Below are 24,028 nucleotides of genomic sequence, written 5' to 3'. Positions count from 1 at the left end.
GGGTCGATCGGAGCACGCAACCGGAAGGCATCCCGGCACCATCTTCAGGCGATGCACGGCCTATGATCGCACGGCCTTCGGGCAATCGCAGCGTCTGGATCTTTGCGGGCATCCTGCTCGCGGTCGGCGGGGGCCTGTTCTACGCCCTGCAGATGCGCCGTGCCGACCTGCAGAACCCGTCGCTTACTGCACCGCGCGGGGGGGACGCCGGCGGCGTCATCGCTTCGCCGCCGGACCTCATCGTGCCGCCGGCCCCGGCTTATGCGGCGCCGGTCGCGATCACGACCGAAGCGCCGGTATCGCAAGCTCCTGCGATGGCGCCACCTTCGCCATCGGCATACCGGCCGGACGTTCGTCCCTACACGCCGCGCGCGGACGATGCAGGGCGTCCGGAAATGGCGCCGGGTGGATACCCTCCGCTGGCGGCACCGCAGGGTCCGGGGATCGCCTATCAGGCCCCGGCGCAGTCCTTGCCTGGCGCGCCTGATCAGGGCGGGGTGAAGGCGGCCGATGGGCGTGTGCAGGCCCGCTCGTTCGTCAATCCGGGTACCACGGTCCCGCAAGGCAGCGTTATCCAGGCGGTTATGGAGACTGCGCTTGATTCCACGCGCGCCGGCTTTGCCCGCGCCATCGTTTCGCGTGATGTGATGAGCTTCGACGGCACCCGCGTACTGATCCCCAAGGGCAGCCGCCTGTTCGGCAATTATGCCGCTGATGTGAGCCTGGGACAGAAGCGCGCGCTGATCCAGTGGCAGCGCCTCACCCGCCCCGACGGTTCGCTCATCGAGCTCGATTCCCCCTCCGCCGATCCGCTCGGGCGTGCGGGTCTCAAGGGCAAGGTGAACACCCATTTCTTCCAGCGCTTCAGCGGCGCGATTCTGCAATCGGTGCTCGATGTCGGGGTGCGGGCCGCGACGCGCGAGGTCGATGGCAACACCGTGATCGTCGGCTTGCCCGGATCGACGACGCAGGCCGCCACCATCCAGAACCCAACCGACATCAAGCCGACGCTCAAGATCCGGCAGGGGGCGAGCGTCTCGGTGTTCGTGGCGCGCGACCTGGACTTCACTTCGGTCGAGCGCTGACGTGTTGCAGCGCGATGTCTATCTGGGCAGCTATCTGGAGCCACTGGCGCCGTTCCTGTCGCGCGCGGATGTCACCGACATTTACGTCAATGGTCCCGGCGAGGTCTGGGTCGAGGTGCTGGGTGGCAATCCCGAGCGCGTCGAGGCGCCTGCACTGACCAGCAAGGTACTTGCCCGCCTGGCGCGGCAGGTGGCGGCGCTCAATGCACAAGGCATCAGCCGTGAGCATCCCTTGCTCTCCGGTTCATTGCCCGATGGCTCGCGTATCCAGATCGTATTGCCGCCCGCCACACGAGGCGAGATCGCGCTTGCCATTCGGCGGCATGTCTCGGCAGGGCTCGGCCTGCAGGACTACCACGACAGCGGGGCTTTCGCGCGTGCAGAGCACGGTGTCACAACCGCTTCAGGCCACGGCCAGATGGAAACCGGCGAAGGCCGCGCAAGCATGATGGAAACACTGCGCGATGCCGTTCTGGCGCGGCGCAATATCCTGATCTCCGGAGGGACATCGACCGGCAAGACGACCTTCCTCAATGCCCTGCTGCGCGAAGTGCCGCAAAGCGAGCGGCTGATCCTGATTGAGGATACCGCGGAGCTGCAGATGAGCCACGAGAATGCCGTGGGTCTTCTCGCCGCGCGCGGTGTGCTGGGTGAAGCCGAAGTAAGCGCGGAAGACCTGCTCGTCGCGTCGCTGCGCATGCGGCCCGATCGTATCATCCTCGGCGAAATGCGGGGGCGTGAAGCACTGACGTTCCTGCGTGCCGTCAATACCGGGCATCCCGGATCGATGAGCACCATTCACGCCGATACGCCTGAGCGAGCGATTGACCAACTGGCGCTGCTCGTCCTGCAGGCCGGGGCCAACATGCAATGGGACGATGTGGTGCGTTATGTGACCCGTTCTTTGGATCTGATTATTCAGCTCAAGCGCGCGGATGGGGCTCGCAGTGTTGACCGAATCTGGCAGCCGAAATGATCCCCCTTCCGTACCGTATCGGACGGGCCCGGAAGGTGGCCGACGCCGGCCCCAGGTACCATCTCCACGCCATGCATAATGCGGAAACTTTTGGCCGGAACGGACTCACAAAAGCGGCTGTTGCGAGGCGTCGCGAATGTCAAGTTCAGGAACGGATTGTGCTCAGCATCTATTGCCTGCCGCAGACCTCACGACATCGCGAAATGAGGCGTCGCGCCGCCCGTCGTTTTGGCTTTTACAGTAGCGCCCATCGTGATGGCTATTTGGTCCCCAATTCGGTCCAAATCGGGAACGAACGACAGCGGCAACGTCTCCGCCGGAGCTCTTTTGCGCGAGGTCAGACGCGCGCAAATGCCTCGTTGGAAAGGATAATCCGGGCCGGGATGAAGCCGATCTGCTCGGTCCTTCGAGAGACGAAAATGCTGTCTCTTGACAGCACACCCTACGCAACGGTGTTGCAGGATTATTGTTCTATTACAATGTGTTAGATAAAATTAAAATGTAACACTCAGCGACACTCACGCCGCCACTCAATGAGGTTTTACTATTTTATGGAATAATAATAATGGCTAACGCGACACTCAATGAGTTTTCGACACTCATTGAGTTTTTCTGTCAATACTCAATGGGACTTGACGATATAGCCCACATCTACTAGCCAAATTTCGCTTTACGTAATGCCCACCAGCCTCCCTGCTAGGAGGTTGGATTGACTAAAGTCTCTATTCAGCGAAGCGTTCGCTTCGACCCTGACCAGTATGGCCAACTCAAACGATTGGCCGCTGGGCGTAAATGCGCCATTTCAGATGTCTTGCGCGATCTGATCAAGCAGCACCTGGACGGCATCAAAGCTGTCTCCGACAGCCACCTTCGCCTAGCGCGGCTCGCCGAATACACCCAGGCTGCAGTCGATACGCTTATACGTGAAGATCATCCCGATCACCGTCAGGTCGTCATGGACGAGGTGAACCGCCGCATGGAGCGCTATCATGGCTCGCGGTGACATCCGAAATGACGGTAGACCCGTCCCCTTGAAGCACCACTCCGCGCGCGGTGACACGCCCCGCAACAACGGCAATTTCGTGCGCGGGAGTCAGCTGCTCAACACCCAGGTCATCATGTGGCTGCAGGGCGCGAAAATGCCCTTCCTCATGTGGCTCGGAATCTTCGCCCTCTCCTACTTCACGATCCTCTCGTTCACGCTCGACGAAAACAACTTTCAGCTCATATGCATGCGCGTGCTGTCGTGGCTGTGGGACTGGTGTGCCCTCGATCCCATGAAGCAGGCTAACCTGCAGCTTCCCGACCATACCGTGCGGCACACATACATGGGATACGTCCCCTATGTCCCCGAGGTGGCTCTCGCCTGGCATAAGGCCATGCGCGGCATAATAGGCTCGGCTCTTATCGCCTCCTTCGCGACCATCCCGGCATCCATCTGGTACGTCGATTTCTCGAAGCGTCGGGGCCATTCGATCATGGAAGAACGGCACGAGCGCGGCGCCATGCTGGTCGACCGAGATCTTCTTTACAAGGAGATCAGCCAGCACAACCAGACCAAATTCGTCGAAGAAGCCAAAGACCTCTTCCCGGACCTGTCAGCAAAGGAGGTGCTCGCCCTCCCCTTCGTGGCTCGCAAGGCAGCTGGAATACACCATCCTTACCACATCGCCGGCACCCCCTACCCGCATCGGCTCGAGCAATCCCACACCATGCTGCTGGGCACCACCGGCACCGGCAAGACTACTGTCCTTCGCAAGCATCTGGAACAGATGCGTGAGCGCGAAGACAATGCCGTCGTGTTCGATCTTACCGGCGCTTACGTCGAGGCGTTCTACGACCCCGAGAGAGATACGATCCTCAATCCCATGGACGTGCGCTGCCCGGCGTGGTCGATCTTCAATGATTGCCAAACCTACAGTGAGTTCACGGCCGCCGCCGCCGCGCTAATACCCTCCGATGGTGGCTCGTCGGAACCGTTCTGGGCCCTCGCAGCGCGTACCCTCTTCATCGAAATGTGCATGAAGCTGATCGAGAGGGGAGAGACCTCCAACCAGGCACTCGCAGACAACTTGATGACCGCCGACCTCAAGCAGGTCCACAGGCACCTGCAGAAGACGATTGCCGACCCTCTGACCGCACCGGAAGCGGCCCGCATGGCGGAATCGATCCGTGCGGTTTTCAACACCAATGCGCAGGCGTTACGCTTCCTTCCCGACGAGGGTAAGCCCTACTCGATCAAGCAGTGGATCACAGCCGACAAGGCCCCCGGATCGATCCTTTTCATCACTTGCACCTATACCGACCTCGAGATGAACAAGGCGCTCCTGACCTTGTGGTCGAACCTTGCCATCCACTCGCTCATGACCATGAAAAAGACTCGCTCACTGCGGACATGGTTCATGTTCGACGAGCTGGGTGCATTGCACCGCCTGCCGGCTATCGAGGACGGCCTCCAGACTGCCCGAAACTTTGGCGGCGCCATGATCCTTGGCCTCCACTCCTTCGACAAGCTGGTGCAGGTCTATGGCGAAGAAAACGCCCGCAACCTGTCCTCGCTCGCGCGTACCAAGCTGATGCTCGCCGCAGCCGATCTCGACACGGCCGAACAGTGCGCCCGCTACATCGGCAATCGCGAAATCCGCCAGATGGATGAGGGCTATTCCTACGGCTACAATTCCACCCGCGACGCATCGACGCTGACGCCTCGCAAGCAGATCGAACCGCTCGTCATTCCCGACGACATCATGAACCTGCCTTCAATGCACGGCTTCGTGAAATTCCCTGACGGTTTCCCTGCTGCGCGCGTCCGTCTGCAGTGGCAACAATACCCGCAGGTTGCAGAAGGATTCATCCGGCGACCTCAGACCAAGCCGGACGATCCAGACGGCAAGGTTCGCGGAGGTGGGGGTAGGCCGAAGGGTGGTGATGACGGTGGGCGTGGTGAAAATATCGCGCTTAGCGACGAGGAAATGGCGGCGCGAGATGCGCCGATCGCGCTTGCCGCCAACATCCTTTCGCAACCCTCGGAACAGGATCGCGAAGCACAGGAGGGACGCGATCCCAATGCGCGTGAAGCCCTTGATCGCATGGACCCTGGAGCAAGCCATTCCGCAACCACCAGAGGCGATGCGGCCAAGGGCGATGCAGTCGACCATAGCGGTCTCGACACACCAGAGCGCTCAGGCATTCGTTCCAACAACGCGGTTTCCAGTCGCGATGACCAGGAGGTCGCCTCGCGATCATCACACAGGGACGTTGAGATTTCTCGCGCTTCGAGCAACCCCTTGGATGAGGATCTTGGCGTGCGCGAAGCTCGGGACGCAGGCGTTGGCACCGATGCATCCCAGAGCCATCACCACAATCATCCCGATCTTGGTGATTCCGGCATCGGGATGGGGGACTGACGATGCACTCCATCGCAGCAGTTCGTTCCGCTGGTGGTGCCGCCAAATATTTTACCAACGACGATTTCGTTGCCGGAGATTACTACACCAACGAACAGGCAGGAGAGGTAAGTCAATGGGGTGGTGAAGGCCTTGCCGGCAGCGCGATCGCCGATGGCTCCGCTGTCACCCGCGAAGCGTTCGAGAAGGTTCTTTTGGGTGAGACGCCCAATGGCGAACAGATTGAGGCGAAGGAGAACCGTAGACCGGGGTACGACCTGACCTTCTCGGCGCCAAAATCTGTGTCGATCATGGCCTACATTGCCGGTGACAAGCGGCTCGTGGAAGCGTTCGCGTTATCCGTCAAGGATACCATGGCCTGGGTCGAACGGAACCTCGCCGAAGGTCGCAAGACGGTTGACGGCAAGACCACCGCCGTTGCGACTGGAAACCTGGTGTATGCCATGTTCCAGCACGACACGAGCCGGGCGCTCGATCCCCAACTCCATTACCATTCGATCGTCGCCAACATGACACGCATGCCAGACGGCAAATGGCAGGCGCTCCACGCCGACAAAATCTGGTCTAACAACATCGTCATCGGCTCGGTCCAGCATTCCTACTTTCGCGGTAGGGTGGAGGAATTGGGCTATAAGGTTCGCCTCGACGGCAAGCACGGAACTTTCGAGATTGTTGATGTGCCCAAGAAGGTGATCGACGCATTCAGCACCCGCCGCGAAGAGATCCTATTGAAGTCCGAGCAGCTCGGGATCGTGTCCCCCAAAGGCCGCGACAGCGTCACCGTTAACACGCGCAACCCCAAGCTGAACGTCGAAGACCGGGAAAGCATGGTCAAAGGGTGGGTCGATCGAGCAGAAACTCTCGGCTTCGACGGTAAGGACGTCCTCGCCGCCGCTTTGCGCGCCTCTCGCGATCAACCGGAAAACCTCGCTGTCCGTAGCTACCAGGCCATGCTCGAGGTGGTGAGCACCGCGCGCGAATTTGTCTCCGGCCTTCTGCGATCCCCTGAACCACTGGTTGATGCCGGAATTGCGCGTCTGGCCCGCTCGCCTGGCGATGCCCGTGCCCAGCTCGCCGTCGCCTCGGCCGTTCGCATTCTCAGCCAGCGTGAAGCCGCGTTTCAGGTCCATCAGGTTTCCAAGACGGCTCTCGATCTTGGCCTCAAGGGCGTGACTATCGACAACGTCGAAGCTCGGATCGATCGGCTCATCAAGAATGGCGACCTCGTATCCGGTCAGATCCGACACAAGGGCAGTTTGGTCGATGCTGTGACCACGCCCGAGGCGTTGAAGATCGAGCAATCGATTCTTGATCACGTTGATGCAGGCAAGGGCAAGGGCACATCGATCGTTGATGCTGCCAGTGCCCCGTCCCGCCTCCAGGAGGCCGCTTCGCCCCGGGAACTGAATCAGGGGCAGCTCGCGGCCGCCACCATGATCGTCTCGAGCGGGGATCGCTATGTCGTCGTTCAGGGCGTCGCCGGCGCCGGTAAGTCCACCATGTTGCAGGCCGTCGCCACCCTCGCGCGCGCGGAAGGCAAACAGGTGCTCGGCCTCGCCTTCCAGAACAAGATGGTCGGCGACATGCGCGAAGGCATGGTGCCCAAACACCTATCCGCCGAGGACATGGAGAAGGCCGGGGTCTCGGCACAGACGATTGCGTCTTTCGTCTGGCAGAACGAGAAGTACCTCAGCGATCCCGGTAGTCCGGGTGCGCAGGCACGGCGCGATGAACTGGCCGGCACGATCGTCGTCGTCGACGAAACCTCGATGGTCTCGAGCGAGGATATGCTCAAGCTCATGCGCATCTCCGAGGCACTCGGCATCGAGACCGTGGCCTTCGTCGGGGACCGCCAGCAGCTCTCCTCGATCGATTGGGGCAAGTCCTTCGCGATGGTGCAGGCGGGCGGCATCACCATGGAGCGCATGGAGCAGAACGTGCGCATCAACCCCGAGAACAAGCAGCTTCTCACCGTTGCCGCCCTCGCCAACAACGGCAGGGCCGGCGCCGCGCTCAAGGTTCTTGGCGAGAACGTCACCGAGCATTCCGAGCCCGCATCGCAAGCGGCCGAGACCTGGCTGGCACTGCCTGCAGAGGACCGGGCAACCACCGCGGTCTTCGCCTCGGGCCGCGAAACCCGCGCCGAGATCAACTCCGCGATCCAGGAAGGGCTTCTGCGCGAGGGGACGCTGAAGGGCGACGGGCTCTATGTCACCGTGCATGACCGGATCAGCAAGGAGCGCGAGCAGCTGCGCTATGCCCATCATTACACCGTGGGTCAGACGCTCACCGTCACCGGCCAGGTGCGCGAGGTTGGTCTCGGGCGCGGCCAGTACCAGGTCAGTCGCATCTTCGACAACGGCAAGGTCCAGATCACCGGGCCCAACGGGCGCGCCATTCGCTTCGATCCTCAGCGCATCGATCCCGCCATACGTCGCGACCGTCTCGAGCTGACCACACTCCAGACCCTGAAGATCCACGAAGGCGACACAATCCGCTGGACTGCCACCGACAAGGAACGCGGCCTCGACAACTCAGCACTCGCCAGAATTGTCGCGATCGAGGGCGGCAGCGTCACCTTCGAGACGGCAAACAAGGAACAGGTCACACTTGAGCGTGGCGATCCCATGCTGAGCCGCATCGACCTCGCCTATGCCCTCAACATGCACATGGCGCAGGGTGTTACCGCCGACAAGGGCATCGGCGTCATGCTCTCCTACGAGCACAACCTGTCGAACCAGCGTCTTTTCAATGTCCTCGTCACCCGCGTGCGCGACGGCCTCACCATGATCGTTGACGATCGAGAGAAGCTGGAATGGCGCCTGAACTCCAATCCCGGTGACAAGACCTCCGCACTTGAAAGTACCGGCCAACTCGACATCGATGGTGGTGATGCCAAGCAGGTAGCGGCTGACGCTGCACTTACCGCCGCATTCGATGCGCTCGAGGGCGAGAAAGCAGCCGGTGGCCTGCCAAACGGCCCTGGCAGCGATGCCATGCCCGATCTGGGCGACCTGCCGCCCATGCCCGCGGCCGATGCACAAGACGGCGGCGCTGGAACTGGCGTCAATGGCAACGAGAACGCGGCCGCAGGGCGCAGCGAAGTCGAGACGAGCCAAAACGGCATGTCCGGCCCCGATTCAATGAATCTGGATGACCTGCCCCCGATGGGACCATCGGAAACTGACTATTCCACCTTCGATGCCAGTGCCGATCAGATCTACGATCCCGGCGCTGATGAACCCCCTGCCCCCGCGCAGAACAAGGAAGACGCCGATCCGCTCCGGCAAGCACTGCTGAATCACCTCGAGGGGGATGGGCTCGGCATCGTCGACACCACCATTGATGACCTCACCGGCATTCCGCCGATGCCTGGCCGTGATGACGGCCAAATTCCGGGCCTGCCGGAAAAGAACCTGGGACTCGATCTATGACCGCCGCCCCAACGCCCAGCGGCAAAGCCCACTCTCGGGAAGACAATTAGGTTATGTAGAATAATGCGTTTTGCGGCAACGCTAGATCTGTCCGACGGGCACAGCCATCTTTTAACTCAGGCTAACGCGGCCAACACCTCAGGCATCAATGTGTAGACTTCGGGTAATCGCGGTCTGAGTCGAGCTGATGATAATGTGCCGCGATCCGGGTGACTGTCCCGGTGACCCGCATGTTCTGGCCCCACAGCTTAAGGGTCGCGCGGGCGCGGACGCGAGGATTGGCATCGAGACTGGCGCCATGACACCATGGCTCGTACATGGCTTGCGGCAGGCCGACCTAACGGTGGATCGCCTAGAAGCACCGCGAGTGAAGGCCGCTCTGCAGATGCGGCTCAACAAGACAGATCAGAACGACGCCGAAGGCTTGGCCCAGGTGATGCGCACGGGGTGGTACTCCCTGTGCATTTAAAGTCGCTGGACGCTCACCGGGCAAGATCTTTGCCGGGTGCCAGAGCGCAGCTAGTCGGCATGCGGACGCGCCTCACCAACATGATCCGCGGCATCCTCGAGACCTACGGCATGCTGCCAGGATCCGGGTGCGGCCTACGCTTCGATCGGCGCGTCGAAGAGCTCATCCAAGACGACCAGGAAGTCGGCATGGTTGTTCGTCCGCTGCTTGCGACATTGCGGCACGTGGGTGAGCAGATCACCACGTTCGACAAAGCGGTGCTGCGGCAGGTTTGGGCCGATCCAACCTGCCGTTTGTTGATGAGCGTTCCAGGGATCGGTGCCTTGTCGTCGCTCGTTTACGTGAGCACTGTCGAGGACCCGAGACGGTTCTCGCTATCACGTGCTGTGGGAGCGCACTTGGGTTTGACGCCGCGGCGATACCAGTCTGGTGACATCGATCGCAGTGGCCGGATTTCACGATGCGGCGACAGTCTGGCGCGTACTCTGATGTACGAAGCAGCCATCGTGATCCTGCATCCGGTCAAGCGACGGTCACAGCTGAGTGAATGGGCTCAGGCCATCGCTCAACGAGCCGGACCGGGAAAAGCGCGCATCGCATTGGCTCGCAAACTTTCCGTCATCCTGCACAGCATCTTGCGATCAGGAGAGGCATTCCGCTGGTCTGCTGCCACACTGCGTGCCTGACAAGTCGCGCTAGTCCGGCACGTGCCGGACGCTACTGTCGCGCTCGGGCGAGGGTGTAGGTGCGCGGTATGGGGCCTTGGGTGCGCCACGAGCGCAAACCCGTTGTCGACCTTGCAGCACCTGCGCTTCCGGACCGGACCAGATGTTGCGGCGGCAGACGCCGACCGCGTAGAGAACCGTGACCCGGGCGAAGTAGCTTTAAGCAAGGCTTGACGAAGAAAGCGCGATTAGAGAACTAGCCTCCCGCTGGGCACCCCGATTGGACTGACCCCCGTGGGCTGGAAAACGGCGAAAGCGGGGCCAATGGCGGGCTCTGCCAACCCTTTTTCCGCAACCTGCGAAAGCGATGATCGAGAGAGGCGTTCACTCAACGCTGTGGTTGTGGCGTTGGCGAACAAGCTGGCGCGGATCGCTTGGGCAGCCTTGCACCAGCAAGCAACTTTTGAACGCTGCTATCCAGTGGCGGCATAACCGGATCGGCCAAGCGACCCTTAATCTGGAACTCGATGCCCTCGTCAGCCAGCGAGTAAAGCGCCTGCAGCACCAGGATCTTGAACACCTCGATCGCGCCGAAGCGCAGCATGTCGTGCGATTGCTCGTCGAGCCGTTCGACCACGCTGAGCGCGAAATCGCCCACTGCGTGCTCCAGCCTCATGATCGCGCCGGGCAGCAGCGTCAGCAGCGCGCCGGTGGGTCCCGCCAATGCGCAAGGGGCCGAGGATGTCGTGGTGGGCATGCTCGACCTCGCTGGCGGCGTCGGCCAGCAGGGTGGAGAGCGCCTCGGCCCGGCGCCGCAGCACTTCGCCCTCGTGAGTCAGCGCGATGCCGCCACGCCGCCGCTCGAACAAGACGAAGCCCAAGCGGCGTTCGCGTAGCGCAATCGTGCTCGAGACCGAGGGCCGCGACAAGTTGAGCGCGCGCGGATTGATCGCACTCACAGCACGTTGAGCCCCATCTGCGCCAGCGGGTCCGCCGCCTGATCGCGCGAGATCAGGGCGCCGCGAAACAGCCGCGCGTCCATCATCTCGATCCCGCAGAGATCCGCGCCGCGCAAGTCCGCCTCGGACAAGTCCACACACTTGAGCGCCGCCTAACGGAACGAGATGCCCGGCAGCTTTGCGCAGCAGAACTGCACTTCCTCGATATCGAGGCCCATCGTGCCAGCATTGATTAGATCGGCGCCGGTCAGCTTGCAGCGTTCGACCGCGCATTGCAGAACGAGGCGTTGTTGAAATCCCCCATCAATCGCCGTGTCGGACAGGTCATCCCCCGCGAACGAGGCGCTGCGACCCCCGGCAGCCGTGGAACATCGCGCAGATCAGCAACGCGCGCTCGACCCGCACGCCGCGCATCGAACAGCGCTCGAACCTCACTCCGCTGAGGTCGAGGTCCCAATCGAACAGCCTACGCGGCGTCGGGGCTGGTCGGGCCCTGCCCGCCTCTTCGGCCGCTTGTCCGTGTGGTGGAAAGCCGCCTCTGGGGCTGGACTTGAGCGTGCCTTCACTCGAATGTGCCGCCGAACGACCCGCGCGACGGTAATTTGCAGAACCGACGTTGCCGCTTCTAAGCCGGTCTAACCGCGCGTATCCGGCAATACGACATGCATCGCCGCTTCCCCCAGCGCGGTGGGTCCGAACACTTGCAGGCGGCGCCCCTCCAGGGCGGCGAGCAAGGTGAAGATCGCCGTGTCCTCGTCCGGGCTCGCGACCTTGATGTGAGCCTCCAGCGCGGCGCTGGCTTCACCCCAGGTGCCGAACGGGCGCTTGAGGAATGCCGATACGTCGGCGAGGTTGCGCGCGATCACATCGGCGCCGTGGCTGTCCGCCCGGCGCACCCATTCGACGAGTTCGGCAACCTGCACCTTGTGCGCCCGCGCCGCTTCGGTTTCGACCGGCAGCGTGGCCAGCGTGTCGGCGAGCTTGGCCAGCAGGGGGCCGTTGTCGCCGGCATCCCGCCGCAGCGGCGGCAGTTCCGGCAAGGGCGCGCCCATCAGCGCCGACAGCGCCAGCAGGATCGACCGCCGCAGCGACAGGTCGAACATCAGATAGACCGAATGCGGATCGCCGGGAACCGGTTCGCCCGCGGTCCCGGTGAACTGCATCGTGCCCAGCACCGAAAACTGCAGCACGTAGAAGACGACCGCCGCGTGATCGAGCGGCTCGCCGGTTGCCTCTTCGTAATAGCGCACAAGCTCGGGCAAAGGCGCGCCAAGCGGCTCGTAGCTGTTGCGCATGCCCATCGTGGCGATGTCGAACAAGGGATCGCCGATCATCGAGAATTCGAAGTCGTAGAGCTTGGTCATCGCCCCGTCATCGACCAGGTACTGACCGGAATCGAACTGGATGAACCCGGCGCGCCCGCCGCGATGGCGCGGGACGTTCCGCCGCATCCAACCGATCACGAACTCGATCAGCGGCTCGGGCCGGCTCTTGGTGCGCAAGTAGTGGTCCATGTAGGCATCCAGCCCCACCAGCGCGACGGCTTCGGCGCTTTCGGGCAGATGCACGCCGGCTTCGACGAACGGCTCCACCGGCAGGCGGTGCATAGCGGCGACCGCCCGCATGTAGACCCGGCCGATCGCGCTTTTCGTGGCGGCGTCCAATGCCGAAAAATCGCGCGTGCCCGCGATCGCTTCCATGAGGATGCAGGGCGGATCAGCCAGGTAGGCGTGGACCTCCGGCACCGGCAGCCCTTGCCCGTGCAGCAGCGCGATGATGTCCGCCTCGCGCTTGAGATCGGGAAAGATGGAGACGTCGCCGCCGCGATCGCCGCGCAAGTGGAAGCGGCGCACCGCACCGGCGCTCTCCACGTCGACGAACCACGAAGGCCGCCACCGCACCAGACGCTCGAGCCCGACGACCTTGCCGCCGGTTTCGCGCTCGACGAAGGCGGTGATCCGCGCCACCGCCGCATCGTCGTAGACATTGAGGGCCGAAGGCGCGGTCATGCCGAGGCCCCCGTGGCGGCCTGCTCGGGGATTTCGCTGCCACCCGCCGCTGCCTCGTCGATGCCCATCTTGCGGGTGAGATCGGCCATGTCGAGATACTCGCGCCAGCGCACGATCAGTCCGTCGTCGTCGAATTCGTAGATCGCGACCATCTGGTGAGGGCAAGGCCTGCCCATGATGATCGCGGTGTCGGAGCGCTCCTGCATCACCATCCGCTCGTTCGACACGATGTTGACTTCGTTGCACTTGTTGTTGGTGGCGAAGCCCATCTGGCGCTCGATCTCCGCGCGCAGTGCGGCCTGCCCCTTCACGATCGGACCGCCCGGCACCCACAATTGCCATTCGGCGTCCTGCGCCATCATCGCCAGGATCCTGTCGACGTCCGGCCGGCTTGCATCGCTGCCATCGCCCCACGCCGCGCAGAACTCGCGGACCTTGTCCTCGATCTCGATTCCCATGATCTGTCCTTTTGCGGTAACGGTTGCGCGTTCAGTTGCGCATCAGCGCCCGGGTGACGCCGATGAACGGCACGGTGCAGCTCTGCCCCCCGTCGACGGGGTAGAGCATCCCGTTGACGTAGCGGGATTCGTCCGAAGCCAGGAACAGCGCCATGGCGGCGATGTCCTCGGGCTCGCCGATGAAGGGGGTGTTGAGCACCTCGAGGAACAGGCGGTCCATTTCCGGGGTCGACCAGTCCAGCTTGGCGGGCGTCTGGGTGGGGCCCGGAAGGATCGCGTTGCTGCGGATCCCGCGCTTGCCATAAGTCGCGGCGATCGCCTGGACGAACCAGTTCAGGGCAGCCTTGGAGGACCCGTAGCTGTAGGCGGTGATGTCCCCGCCCATCGAACTGCCGGACGAGGTGGAGATGATGGAGCCGCCGCCACGCTCCAGCATGTAGGGGATCGCCAGCTTGCTCGCCACGACCGCGCCCAGCACGTTCACGCGCAAGTTCGCAAGGAAGATGTCCGGGTCGAACGACAGGAAATCCATGTCCCGCAGCGCGTGCTCCTTGTTCACGTAAAGCGCGTTGTTGAACAGCACGTCGATCCGTCCGAACTCCGCCACCGTCCGCGCGATCATGGTTTCCAGATCAGGCTCCCGCGCGACGTCCACGGTCATCGCCAGCGCCGTGCCGCCCGCCTCGCAGACCGCGTGCGCGGTCGCTTCGGCGGTGTCGCCGCGAATGTCGGCGACGATCACCCTCGCCCCTTCGCGCGCGAACATCAGCGCGCTGGCCCGGCCGATGCCGCTCCCGCTGCCGGTGATGATGCAGACCTTGTCCTCGAGCCGGGCCATGCCTTTTCCTTCGTTCACGCCGCCGTTCACGCAGCAGGGGCGATCGCGTTCAGTTTCCGAAATGGTAGCGCAGCTCGATCCCGTACGTGCGCGGCGCGCCGTAGAAGCCGCTCATGATGCCGAGCTGGGCGGAGCCGACGTTGCTGGATGCAAGGTAGTTCTTGTCGAAGATGTTCCGCACGAAGACGCCCGCATCCAGCCCGGTCCCGCCCACTTGCCGGATGTCGAGGCGGGCATTGACGAGATCGTAGGCGGGCAGCACGTTGTCCGAGGAGCGCACCTTGCTGGAATGGTAGTAGTCGACCGCGAGGCTTCCTTGTCCCACGTGCGCGGGCAGCGGCAGTTCCCAGCGCCCGCCGATCGTCACGGTGGTCTTGGCGACGAGGTTGAACGGCACCTCGGCGATCCGCAGGTACGGCAGCAGCGCCGCCGGAACCGTCAACGCGCGGGACTTGGGGTCGAGCAGCGTCGCGCCAAGGTCCAGCGACAGCGTATGCGTCGGCGCGATCCGGCCCGAAAGGTCCACGCCGGCGACACGCGTCTTGCCCGCGTTGACCAGCAGGGTACCGCCCGCGGGATCGTTGCTGGTGGTGCAGTCGCCATCGGGCGAGCGCGGTGCGTCGGTACCACCCGGCGCGGTGAGGCTGCAAGTCGCCTGGGTATTCAGGCCGGAAATCGGCACCTGCACGCCGCTGTACCAACCGATGAACGGCGATGCGTTGAGCCGGATGGCGACGCCGCCGACGTCGAAGTCCGAGCGGACGCCCAGTTCCACATCCGTCACCTTTTCAGGCGCGAAGGACTGGAACTGCGTCAGCCGTCCCGCCAGCGTCGGGCCGTTGATGCCGCCCGAGCGATAGCCGCGCCGCGTCACGGCGTAGAAGAACAGATCGCTGGTCGCCTGCCAGTCCAGCCCGATCGTCCAGGTCGGGGCCTTGGACGAGGTCTTGTTGTTGCTGGCGTTGCGGATCAGCGGCGAACCGTTGCGGCAGTCCGCCCGCGTCGCCTGCGGCTGCGAGGAGGTGCCGCTGCCGATGCAGGCAGTGATGTCGTCCCAGGTGTAGCGGAAACCGGCGTCGAAGCGCAGGCCTTCGACCGCCGAACCCAGATCGTAGCCGATGTTGGCGAACAGCGCCTTGCTGCGTTCCGAGTAGAAATTGTAGTTGAACGGCGCATCGGTGATGCCCGGCAGAATGAACGTCGGAATATACGTGCCGCTCGGGCCCGACGGGTCGCTGGCGAGGTAGAACCCGCCCACGATCCAGTCGAGCTTCTGGTCGAACAGCTTGCCGCGAAGCTGCACTTCCTGGGTGTACTGCTCCACATCCGAGGTTTGCCGGCCACCCACGACCGTAACCGGCAGGCCCTCCGGAATGGCGCCGGTGCCGTCCGATATCAGCGTCGGCAAGCCATCCACGCTGGAGTAATAGTCGACCTTCGTGTGGCGATAGCCGAAGATGCTGACGAACTCGGTATCGTCGCCAAGCTGGATTTCCGTGCGGTTCGTGATGCCGAAACGATTGACCCGCTCGAAGGCGTCGACGTCGGAATTGATGACCCGCGGGCCCCGCTGCCGCTGCAGGACCAGTTGCGCGAGCGCCGCTGACAAGGTCCCGGTGGCCGAAAGCGCATTGGGCCCCGGCAATACGTTGGTGAGGACCGAACCACCGCCGGTGGAGCGATTGCGATAGAAATCGACGATGGTGGTGTTGGAGATCCAGTCGGTCGGCTCGAACAGGAGCGAGCCGCGCAAGGCGCGGGAATTCAAATCGTCGGCATCCCTGCCGATGCCGATGTTACGCGTCCACCCGTCGCGCTTCTGGTACTGGCCGGCGATGCGCAGGGCCAGCTTTCCATCCACGATGGGCATGTTGAGCGCGCCTTCCAGCAGGCGACTGTCGTAGTTTCCGTAGGTGCCCTGGAGGTAGCCGCCCACCGAATAGTCAGGCGCCGTCGGGTAATAGAGGATGGCGCCGCCTGTCGTATTGCGGCCGAACAGCGTTCCTTGCGGACCTTTCAGGACCTGGACCGAACCCAGATCGTACGTGGGAATGCTCGACCCGGTGGTGGGAGACGGTACTTCGGCGAAATAGCTGATGACCGCGGCGGCGCTGTTGCCCGCCAGCGCCTTGGCCTGGCCGCGAATGGAGAAGTTCGTGTTTTCCCGCCCGCCCGAGCCGGCGAGGAACACGCCGGGCGTCTTGACGAGCAGGTCCTGGGTGTCGCGGATCGTGGCCTGGCGCAGGGTGTCGGCGCTGAACGCAGTGACCGATACCGGGGTCGACTGGATGTTCTCCGCGACGCGGCGGGCCGTGACCACGATGTCCTGCGATGCAGCAGCGGCCGTGTCCTGCCGAGGATTGGCGTCCTGCGCGGCCGCGATCGCGGGCATGGCTGCCAGCGGCATCGTTGTCGAAGCGATCAGCGCCCGCAGGCAAGCAGTTCTACGCATATCCGGCTCTCCCCAGTTGCGACGTTGATCCGTCGCTTGGTGGCCCCATAGGTGCCGCGCGCCGGGGATCGGACCTGCCGAAAGGAAGGCACTTCATCCTGCCGACCGGCCCGTCGGCTATTTTTCCAAGGCCCCGCATTCGGACAGGTGCGCGCCCATGTTCCGCGTGATCTTCATCGCCACGATCTCGTCAGGAACCGCAACGTGGAAAAAATGCCGGATGTGAACGCCCCCGATCGGCCCCGCACCGCACGATACGCGGTGCGCCGCCAGCACCTTCTGGACACCGCTCGCCGGATTTTCGTCGAGAAAGGGTTCCACCAGGCCGGCATCGCGCAGATCGCCCAGGCATCCGGGATCGCAGTGGGCCAGATCTATCGGGACTTCGCGAACAAGGAGGAAATCGTCGCCGCCATCTGCGAAGCGAACCTGATCGCGTGGCTTGAGGAGGCCAAACTGCAGGCTGCCGTCGAGCGGCGCGATTTCACCGCCATCCGCGCCTGGATCACCCGGATCGCAACCGATACACCGTCGGCCGAGAACCGCCGGCTGATGTCGGAGCTTCTGGCCGAAGTCGGCCGCAATCCCAAGATCGCGGCGATCAACCTCGCCCAGGACGCACGGTTGCGCCGCAGCCTCGATTCAGCGCTCCATTGCCTCGCCCCGCTGGCGCTGCCGGAGCAGCGCTTCAGGCTGGCCGACTTCATCATTGGCCTGGGCCATGATGGCGCACTGCGAACTCCATCCCGGAACGGATCACGGCGCGCTGCGCCATTACGTTGCCGATCTGCTGGAACGAGAATTGACGAGTCTTGCCAGGAATACCCTCGCGGCACCGCGCGGAACCTACGGCATGGACCGCCGAAAGTGTCGCGATGCCGCGCAATCGTGTCGGCATCCGGCCAATCACGGATAACAGGATGACGCCCGCGAAGACGGCGTGTCACGATCCGGCATTGCACAAAAACCATACCTACAGCGGAAAGGATCAAGAATGGGGAAAGCAGGCGTTATAGGGCTCGGCCAGATCGGAGCGGGTGTCGCCATCTGCCTCGCGCGGACCGGCCAACTGGCAGCGGTGTACGACATTCGCCCGGATGCCGCCGCCACGCTCGAAGGCGTTCCCGCCGTCGTGGCGACGCCGGCCGAACTGGCGCGGCAGGCCGATGTCGTCATCATCGCGGTCGTCAACGCGAAGCAGACGGTGGACGTGCTGACGGGGCTCGACGGCGTCCTGTCGCAGGCGCGTCCCGGCTTGAGCGTCGTGCTGGTCGCCACCGTCTCGATCGAGGACCTTGATGCGATCCGGGCGCTGACGGACGCGGCGGGCGTCGACCTGATCGACTGCGGCGTGACCGGCGGGCCCAAGTCCCGCGAAAACGGCCTGGTATGCCTTGTCGGCGGAACCGACGGCGCGGTCGCGAAAGTTCGCCCCGTGCTGGACGGCTTCGCCAAGCTCGTCGCGCATATGGGCGGTCCCGGCGCAGGGATGGCGGCGAAGATCGCGCGTAACGTCATCGTATTCGGCGGACTGCGCGCCGGATACGAGGCGTCGATCCTGTGCCGCAACGCCGGCGTCGACATTCGCCAGTTGAGCGAAGTCATCGATGCCAGTTCGGACAGCGTCGGCGGCCCGCTGATGCTCGCCGTGCGCGACGATCCGGAGTCCAGCGCGCAGGAAGCCGCCATTCGCGAATATACCCGCGGGCTGATGGTCAAGGACCTGGATGCGGCGATCGACCTGGCCCGCAGCTACGGCATCACCGTGCCGCTGGTCGAACTGACCCGCAAGACGGATCACGCCGTCGTCGGCCTCGCCGACGTGATGGGAGAGAAAGCATGAGCATCGACGACGCACAGTGGAACAAGGGCCTCAAGACGTTCGACGCGGTCTACGGCCCCGGCTCGTCGGAAATGACGCTGCCTTACCGCGATTCCGCGTTCAATCAGGAAATCGTCGGCAACCAGTTCGCCAACCTGTGGGCGAGCGACGTCTTCTCGATGCGTGAAAAGCGCCTGCTCGTGCTGGGTGCGACCGCGATGCTCGGCCGGCCCGACCTCGTCGAGATCCAGATGAACGGCGCCCTCATCAACGGCGAGTTCACCGACGAGGAGCTGGATTTCATTCCCCACTTCGTCCTGTTCTACGCCGGAGCCGGGAACACCACCGCCGTGTTCCGCGGTATCGAGGCGGCCAAGGCACGCCGCAAGGAACGCGCCGCCGCGAAGTAAGCGCGTATAGACTTGAAGGTAAAAACGGCGGCCCGATCCGAAACGATCGGGCCGCTTTTTCGATCGCCTATCGCCCGCTGGCGCGCCGGATCGATCGCGATGCCAGCAGCAACAGCACGCCTCCCGCGAACGTGAAGAGCATCGCCGTGCCGATCCCCCAGGCCACACCCTCGGTGCCGCCGACGTAGTCGCTGATCGCGCCGATCAGATACGTGCCGGCCCCGACGCCGATGAGGTTCGCGCCCAACTGCACCAGCGAAACGGCAAGACCGCGCAGGCGCGGCCCGGCGATCGTCACGATCACCGCGTAGATCGGGCCATTGTACGAAGCGCTCAGAAAACCGCACACCATCAGCAGCGCCAGCATCGAATCGAGATCCCGGACGAGGACGGTCCCGATGCCGGTCGCCGCCGTCAGCAAAGGTATGGTGGCGCCGAACAGCGTGGTGCGCGCCGGCGCGAACCCACCTCGGCGACGGTTGACGATATCGATGACCCATCCTGCCAGGAACCCGCCCAGCGAACCGAGGCCGCCATAGGCGATCGCGATGAACATGCCTGCCCGCGCGATCGGGATGCCGTGGACGCGGATCAGGAACGTGGTGAGCCAGGTGCTCATCCCGTAGATTCCGGCGGCGATGAGCACGATCGCGCAAATGCACAGCAGCAACCCGGGCCGCCCCGCCAGCAGCCCGATGCGCTGCAAGAGGCCGAGCGGCTGGTCGGCCTCGGCCACCACCACGGCGTCGTGTGCGCCGCGTCGCGGCTCGCGGACGGTGAACAGGAGCAGCGGCGCCAGCACCAGCCCGGGAATGCCGGCCGCGACGAACGCCCATCGCCAGCCCGCCTCCTGCACGATCATGCCCCCCAGTATGAAGGCGATGGCCAGGCCGATCCCGGAACTCAGATACCATATGCCGATCGCGGTCGCGCGGCGGTCTTCCCCGAAGTAGTCGCTGAGCAGCGACATGCCCGTCGGCGATCCTCCGGCTTCCGCCACGCCCACGCAGGCCCTGCCGGCCAGCAGGGTCCAGAAGCCGGTGGCCAGGCCGCACAGCGCGGTCGCTCCGCTCCACAACGTCAGCGCCGCCGTCATCAGGTTGCGCCGATTGAACTTGTCCACCGCAATACCGAAGGGCAAGGCCGCCAGGGCGAAGAATATGCCGTACGCAAATCCCGCCAGGATGCCGAGCTGAGTGTCGGAAAGAGCGAATTCACGGCCCAGCGGTGCCAGCACCAGACCGATGATCGCGCGATCGATCCCATGGCAGGTCTGGGCCAGCGTCAAGAGGCCCAGAACATACCAGGGATACCTGCTCACCTGCGTCGCCGTGCTCATCGGGCGTGCCGCCGCGACGTCGGTTGTGTCTGCATGGTATGCCTCTCCGATTGTGCCCGATTGATCGCGCAACTTTTCTGGCGGTTTTCGTCGGTCCTGCGCTATGCTCACCGGCGGCCAGCGTTTGGCGAGAACAGATCGCCCGGCACCTATCGGCGGATAGAAGACCGGGAGACGACCTGCCTATCGAATGGCCGACGAGAAACGGGACAGGCGGAGAGGCAATGTTTCGACCGGAGAGCGATTGGACCGGACAGGGAAGGTTCGGCGTGAAGGACTTTTGTATCGAGGCGATGGCGACCGTGCAGGACGCTACCGTGGACGTGCGTCATTTCAACTGGGTCCTGCCGTCCCGCGGAATCTTCAGCCCGCAAAAGCACTACCTCGACTACTCGCTCGACAGCCAGCCACGGCGCAGCCTCATCAGGTTGGGGGCGCATAATCGGTGCATGCCGGCGGGCGATATTCTCTACATGCCCCCCCATCGCGAATATATCGGCGAGCCCGCATTGCAGGAACGCCATCTGGTTTGCGTGGCTTTGGGCGATCAGTTTCTCGACACGCTGTTCGATGGCGAACGCCCGCTGCTGGGCCTCGACCCCTGCGTGAATTTGCAGAATGCTGCGATGCGCCGCCTGTTCGAAGCGCTGGCGACGGAATTGCGCGCGCCCGGCTTCGCAAGCGCCACGATGATCCAGTCCATGCTCATGAGCATGGCCGTCGAACTGTACCGCCATCTTGGCGCGCGGGACACCGACCGATCGGGCACGCGCAATGCGCGGCAGGTGCGCCAGATCGTCGACTACGTCATGGAGAATCTCTCGGCGCCGCTGGGCATTGCCGACATCGCGCTCAACTGCAACATGAGCGTGCGCCACGTCGCGCGCGTGTTCAAGAACGACACCGGCGTAAGTCTGGGCGAATTCGTGGCGCGCAGCCGAATCGGCCTTGCGAAGGATTTGCTGCGCGGCAGTGACGTGCGCGTCAAGGAAGTGAGCTGGCGCTGCGGCTTTTCCAGCACCTCCGCATTTTCCGCCGCCTTTCGCGCCGCGACAGGGCAGACGCCCAAGGACTATCGCTGCCTGCCGCAACAGGTGCACTGAGGCCCTGTTTGAAAATGCCCGATGGGCATTGGGGATGCAGCACAGGCCCTTGCCGGGTGGAAGTATCGATCGACGGCCAAAACCTGTCGCTGTCGGGTCAATTCAGGTTCGATATCTTTGGCGGCCGCCATCCTTTGGATAGGTCCCCACGGCATCACCGCGCCGCACAACGACGGAGCGGAAATAAAAACCGTTGGGAGGCATAAATGAATAAAGCGGACATTCTCGGGAGAATCGCGATCGGCGCCATGGTTACTGCCCTTGGGCAGCCGGCGTGGGCACAGGACACTTCGACAAGAACGACCAACGAGATCCAGGACATCATCGTCACGGCACGCCGGACCGAGGAAAGCCTTCAGACGACGCCGATCGCGGTGACGGCGCTGAACTCGGAAGCGCTGACGACGGCGAAAGTCGAAAACGTCGTCGATCTTCAAGCGACGGCTCCGGGCCTGGTGATCGGACGCGGCTCGGCGGGCGGCGACGGCATCGTGTTCGTGGCCATTCGCGGCCAGGGCAACCTGCAACCGATCCTGGCGAACGACCCCGCCGTGGCGACTTATGTCGACGGCATCTATATTCCGCGCCCTTCGACCGGCATGACCGACATCCAGGACATCCAGCGCCTCGAAGTTCTGCGCGGTCCCCAGGGCACGCTGTTCGGACGCAACACCACCGGCGGCGCCATCAACATCATCACCAACGACCCCACCGACGAACTCAGCGGCAAGTTCAAGGTCGAATACGGCAACTATAACAATCTCGGTGTCCAGGCGAGCTTCAACATCCCGCTCGCGGAAGGACTGGCGATGCGCGTCAGCGGGGCAATCAACGAGCGCGACGGCTACGGCAACAATCCCAATACCGACCGCGATTTCGCCGACAATTCAAGCAAGTTCCTGCGCGGCAAGATCAAGTACGAAGGCAACGGCTGGGACCTGACGCTGACCGGCGACTGGAACCGCCAGTCGAACCACGGCCAGCAGATCGCGCTCTGGGCGTTCAATCCGGCCATCGTGCCCGCGGCTTTCCAGCCGGGCCTCACCGCCGGTCTGCTCAGCAAGGATCACTGGTGGGAAAACACCGCCACCGGCACCGCGACCAACGCCGGCATCAGCGCGCTTCCGGCCGACGTTCAGGCGCTTTACGGCGTCCAGCCGTTCAACAAGCTGGAAGTCTACGGCTTTTCCGGAACTCTCAACGTGGAACTGGGCGGCCTCAACCTGAAGTCGATCACGGGCTATCGTCATTCGATGAACTACGGCCTGAGCGACACCGACGGCACCGCGGTCCCGTTGCTGGGCACCTATGCGGGTTCGGGTTCGTACTATATCTCGCAGGAACTGCAGATTTCGGGCGACATCACCGACAGCCTCAACTTCATCGCGGGCGCGTATGGCGGCAAGGAAAGCGGTTATGAATTCAGCCGCTCGCAGATCTTCGGCGGGCTGATCCGCGACAGTAACGCCGATGTCACCAACAAGACGCTCGGCCTGTTCGCGCAGGCCTATTACGAACTTACGTCCAACCTGCGCGCCGTGGGCGGTTTCCGCTACACCTGGGACACGCGCGACAGCGTCCTTCACAACGCGCAGGTGCTGGGCCTACCCTACAACGTAGCCGTGGCCGGCACCCCGACCGGGATCAACTGCACGGTAACGCCGACCGTCCCGGTGACGGCGACGACCTGCAACCAGGACCAGAACGCCAAGTTCAGCTATCCCTCGTGGAACTTCGGCGTCGACTGGCAGGCGAGCGACCATCTGTTCCTTTACGCCGCCACGCGTGGTGCGGCCAAGGCGGGTGGCTGGAACCTTCGTGCCGGCGGTCTGCCCGCCTTCGCGCCTGAGAAGGTCAAGGACGTCGAAGCGGGCCTCAAGGTCGACCTGTTCGATCGGCGCGTGCGCTTCAATACGGCGGTGTTCCACACCTGGAAGTCGGACAACCAGGCCATCGTCAACAGCTTCGTTCAAGGCATCGGCGTGACCCAGTACATCCAGAACAACGGCAAGGTCCGCCTCTGGGGTATCGAAGGCGAACTGACCGCAGTGCCTTGGGAAGGCATGACGGTCACCGCGAACGGGTCGCTGCAGGACGGCAAGTACGTCAAGGGCACCTTCAGCGAAATCCAGGTGGTGGCGGGCAGCGGCTGCACCAACAGTGCGGGCGTGACCAACGGATGCGTGGTCGATCTGAGCGGGCTGCCGCTGCTGCAGCTTCCCAAGAAGCAGCTCAATATCAGCGCGACGCAGAAAATCCCGGTCGGCTCGGCCACGCTCGCGGTCACCGGCGCTTACGCCTATGTCGGTGCGCAGCATTTCGATGCCGTGAAGGCCGCCGATCAGGCCTCGGCCGCGACCAAGGCGGCTTACGCAACCGAGAATGCCCTGGGCCGCGTGCCCGGTTACGGCATCTTCAACGGCCGCGTCGCCTTGCAGCTCGACGATTCGAACATCGAGATCGCCGCCTACGGCCGCAACATCTTCGACAAGAAGTACCTCCTGCGACGCTTCCCGGACCTCTACCGGACCCTGGGCATCGCCGCGGCCTACGTCGGACAGCCCGCCACGTACGGTGTCGAAGCAACGTTCAAGTTCTGAAG

General features: G+C 63.6%; 19 protein-coding genes and 1 pseudogene. 12 read left to right on the top strand and 8 right to left on the bottom strand.

The genetic code is table 11. The features are described 5' to 3' along the window. Nucleotides 1–62: 62 nt before the first annotated feature. The 6 genes from PKE80_RS17540 (at nt 63) to PKE80_RS17515 (ending at nt 10,057) form a co-directional block, all read left to right on the top strand. A complete protein-coding gene (locus tag PKE80_RS17540; RefSeq protein ID WP_271183592.1) occupies nt 63–1,085 on the top strand; it encodes a TraB/TrbI/VirB10 family type IV secretion system protein in 1,023 nt (340 codons plus the stop codon). A gap of 1 nt (nt 1,086) precedes the next feature. After that, nucleotides 1,087–2,061, top strand: coding sequence for a P-type DNA transfer ATPase VirB11 (virB11, locus tag PKE80_RS17535; protein WP_309298995.1), 975 nt, complete (start codon nt 1,087–1,089; stop codon nt 2,059–2,061). An 811-nt stretch (nt 2,062–2,872) separates the two neighbouring features. Continuing rightward, complete coding sequence (locus PKE80_RS17530; RefSeq protein WP_271183591.1) at nt 2,873–3,064, top strand: hypothetical protein; 192 nt, start codon at nt 2,873–2,875, stop codon at nt 3,062–3,064. Continuing rightward, on the top strand, nt 3,051–5,468 hold the full coding sequence (locus PKE80_RS17525) for a type IV secretion system DNA-binding domain-containing protein (protein WP_271183590.1): 2,418 nt from the start codon (nt 3,051–3,053) through the stop codon (nt 5,466–5,468). The genes PKE80_RS17530 and PKE80_RS17525 overlap by 14 nt, the downstream gene beginning before the upstream one ends. 2 nt (nt 5,469–5,470) lie before the next feature. Continuing rightward, the gene (gene mobF, locus PKE80_RS17520; protein ID WP_271183589.1) at nt 5,471–8,902 is read left to right on the top strand and encodes a MobF family relaxase; all 3,432 of its coding nucleotides are present in this window, start codon (nt 5,471–5,473) and stop codon (nt 8,900–8,902) included. Nucleotides 8,903–9,208: 306 nt separating this feature from the next. Then, the gene (locus tag PKE80_RS17515) at nt 9,209–10,057 is read left to right on the top strand and encodes an IS110 family RNA-guided transposase (protein ID WP_271183588.1); all 849 of its coding nucleotides are present in this window, start codon (nt 9,209–9,211) and stop codon (nt 10,055–10,057) included. A gap of 367 nt (nt 10,058–10,424) precedes the next feature. Here the strand turns inward: PKE80_RS17515 and PKE80_RS25430 are convergent, their stop codons facing one another. Next, nucleotides 10,425–10,760: a hypothetical protein gene (locus PKE80_RS25430; RefSeq protein WP_271183608.1), complete on the bottom strand. Its 336-nt coding sequence runs from the start codon at nt 10,758–10,760 to the stop codon at nt 10,425–10,427. Between PKE80_RS25430 and PKE80_RS17505 the strand changes: the two genes are divergently transcribed. Continuing rightward, entirely contained in the window at nt 10,747–10,932 is a 186-nt protein-coding gene (locus tag PKE80_RS17505) for a hypothetical protein (protein WP_271183607.1), read from the top strand. The two genes, PKE80_RS25430 and PKE80_RS17505, sit on opposite strands and share 14 nt — an antisense overlap. Here PKE80_RS17505 and PKE80_RS17500 read toward each other — a convergent pair. From PKE80_RS17500 to PKE80_RS17475, 6 genes and pseudogenes are all read right to left on the bottom strand, one after another. Beyond that, nucleotides 10,915–10,995: pseudogene (locus PKE80_RS17500) on the bottom strand (hypothetical protein); the annotation flags it as partial. The gene PKE80_RS17505 and the pseudogene PKE80_RS17500 sit on opposite strands and share 18 nt — an antisense overlap. Beyond that, nucleotides 10,992–11,132, bottom strand: coding sequence for a hypothetical protein (locus tag PKE80_RS17495; RefSeq protein ID WP_271183587.1), 141 nt, complete (start codon nt 11,130–11,132; stop codon nt 10,992–10,994). The gene PKE80_RS17495 and the pseudogene PKE80_RS17500, both read right to left, overlap by 4 nt. 498 nt (nt 11,133–11,630) lie before the next feature. After that, nucleotides 11,631–13,004, bottom strand: coding sequence for a phosphotransferase (locus PKE80_RS17490; protein ID WP_271183586.1), 1,374 nt, complete (start codon nt 13,002–13,004; stop codon nt 11,631–11,633). Beyond that, nucleotides 13,001–13,462: a nuclear transport factor 2 family protein gene (locus PKE80_RS17485; RefSeq protein ID WP_271183585.1), complete on the bottom strand. Its 462-nt coding sequence runs from the start codon at nt 13,460–13,462 to the stop codon at nt 13,001–13,003. The genes PKE80_RS17490 and PKE80_RS17485 overlap by 4 nt, the downstream gene beginning before the upstream one ends. A 31-nt stretch (nt 13,463–13,493) precedes the next feature. Next, entirely contained in the window at nt 13,494–14,300 is an 807-nt protein-coding gene (locus PKE80_RS17480; RefSeq protein WP_271183584.1) for an SDR family NAD(P)-dependent oxidoreductase, read from the bottom strand. 49 nt (nt 14,301–14,349) lie between these two features. After that, nucleotides 14,350–16,752, bottom strand: a complete 2,403-nt coding sequence (locus PKE80_RS17475) for a TonB-dependent receptor (protein WP_271183583.1) — start codon at nt 16,750–16,752, stop codon at nt 14,350–14,352. A 213-nt stretch (nt 16,753–16,965) separates the two neighbouring features. Here PKE80_RS17475 and PKE80_RS17470 point away from each other — a divergent pair, with 213 nt between their 5' ends. The 3 genes from PKE80_RS17470 to PKE80_RS17460 are packed head-to-tail and all read left to right on the top strand — an operon-like array spanning nt 16,966 to nt 18,984. Beyond that, on the top strand, nt 16,966–17,676 hold the full coding sequence (locus tag PKE80_RS17470) for a TetR/AcrR family transcriptional regulator (protein ID WP_271183605.1): 711 nt from the start codon (nt 16,966–16,968) through the stop codon (nt 17,674–17,676). 16 nt (nt 17,677–17,692) lie between these two features. Beyond that, complete coding sequence (locus tag PKE80_RS17465) at nt 17,693–18,595, top strand: NAD(P)-dependent oxidoreductase (protein ID WP_271183582.1); 903 nt, start codon at nt 17,693–17,695, stop codon at nt 18,593–18,595. Then, nucleotides 18,592–18,984 (top strand): carboxymuconolactone decarboxylase family protein, encoded by a 393-nt coding sequence (locus tag PKE80_RS17460; RefSeq protein WP_069709865.1) that lies wholly within the window; start codon nt 18,592–18,594, stop codon nt 18,982–18,984. The genes PKE80_RS17465 and PKE80_RS17460 overlap by 4 nt, the downstream gene beginning before the upstream one ends. Before the next feature lie 67 nt (nt 18,985–19,051). Here the strand turns inward: PKE80_RS17460 and PKE80_RS17455 are convergent, their stop codons facing one another. Further along, complete coding sequence (locus tag PKE80_RS17455) at nt 19,052–20,323, bottom strand: MFS transporter (protein ID WP_271183581.1); 1,272 nt, start codon at nt 20,321–20,323, stop codon at nt 19,052–19,054. 269 nt (nt 20,324–20,592) lie between these two features. Here PKE80_RS17455 and PKE80_RS17450 point away from each other — a divergent pair, with 269 nt between their 5' ends. Together PKE80_RS17450 and PKE80_RS17445 are read left to right on the top strand one after the other, a co-directional pair. Then, nucleotides 20,593–21,426, top strand: coding sequence for an AraC family transcriptional regulator (locus PKE80_RS17450; RefSeq protein ID WP_231958466.1), 834 nt, complete (start codon nt 20,593–20,595; stop codon nt 21,424–21,426). Between the two features lie 248 nt (nt 21,427–21,674). Then, entirely contained in the window at nt 21,675–24,026 is a 2,352-nt protein-coding gene (locus PKE80_RS17445) for a TonB-dependent receptor (RefSeq protein WP_271183580.1), read from the top strand. The last annotated feature ends 2 nt before the right edge of the window (nt 24,027–24,028 follow it).

The sequence above is a fragment of the Novosphingobium resinovorum genome (genome assembly GCF_027922145.1).
Lineage (GTDB): Bacteria > Pseudomonadota > Alphaproteobacteria > Sphingomonadales > Sphingomonadaceae > Novosphingobium > Novosphingobium resinovorum.
Note: the sequence above shows the minus strand (reverse complement) of the source record. Positions and strands in the feature narration are given on the sequence as shown.

Coding starts and splice junctions, on each gene's coding strand:
- PKE80_RS17460 (WP_069709865.1), top strand. CDS start 18,592: ATGAGCATCGACGACGCACAGTGGAACAAGGGCCTCAAGACGTTCGAC.
- PKE80_RS17485 (WP_271183585.1), bottom strand. CDS start 13,462: ATGGGAATCGAGATCGAGGACAAGGTCCGCGAGTTCTGCGCGGCGTGG.
- PKE80_RS17455 (WP_271183581.1), bottom strand. CDS start 20,323: ATGAGCACGGCGACGCAGGTGAGCAGGTATCCCTGGTATGTTCTGGGC.
- PKE80_RS17515 (WP_271183588.1), top strand. CDS start 9,209: ATGGCTCGTACATGGCTTGCGGCAGGCCGACCTAACGGTGGATCGCCT.
- PKE80_RS17475 (WP_271183583.1), bottom strand. CDS start 16,752: ATGCGTAGAACTGCTTGCCTGCGGGCGCTGATCGCTTCGACAACGATG.
- PKE80_RS17470 (WP_271183605.1), top strand. CDS start 16,966: ATGCCGGATGTGAACGCCCCCGATCGGCCCCGCACCGCACGATACGCG.
- mobF (WP_271183589.1), top strand. CDS start 5,471: ATGCACTCCATCGCAGCAGTTCGTTCCGCTGGTGGTGCCGCCAAATAT.
- PKE80_RS17490 (WP_271183586.1), bottom strand. CDS start 13,004: ATGACCGCGCCTTCGGCCCTCAATGTCTACGACGATGCGGCGGTGGCG.
- PKE80_RS17480 (WP_271183584.1), bottom strand. CDS start 14,300: ATGGCCCGGCTCGAGGACAAGGTCTGCATCATCACCGGCAGCGGGAGC.
- PKE80_RS17540 (WP_271183592.1), top strand. CDS start 63: ATGATCGCACGGCCTTCGGGCAATCGCAGCGTCTGGATCTTTGCGGGC.
- PKE80_RS17525 (WP_271183590.1), top strand. CDS start 3,051: ATGGCTCGCGGTGACATCCGAAATGACGGTAGACCCGTCCCCTTGAAG.
- PKE80_RS17445 (WP_271183580.1), top strand. CDS start 21,675: ATGGTTACTGCCCTTGGGCAGCCGGCGTGGGCACAGGACACTTCGACA.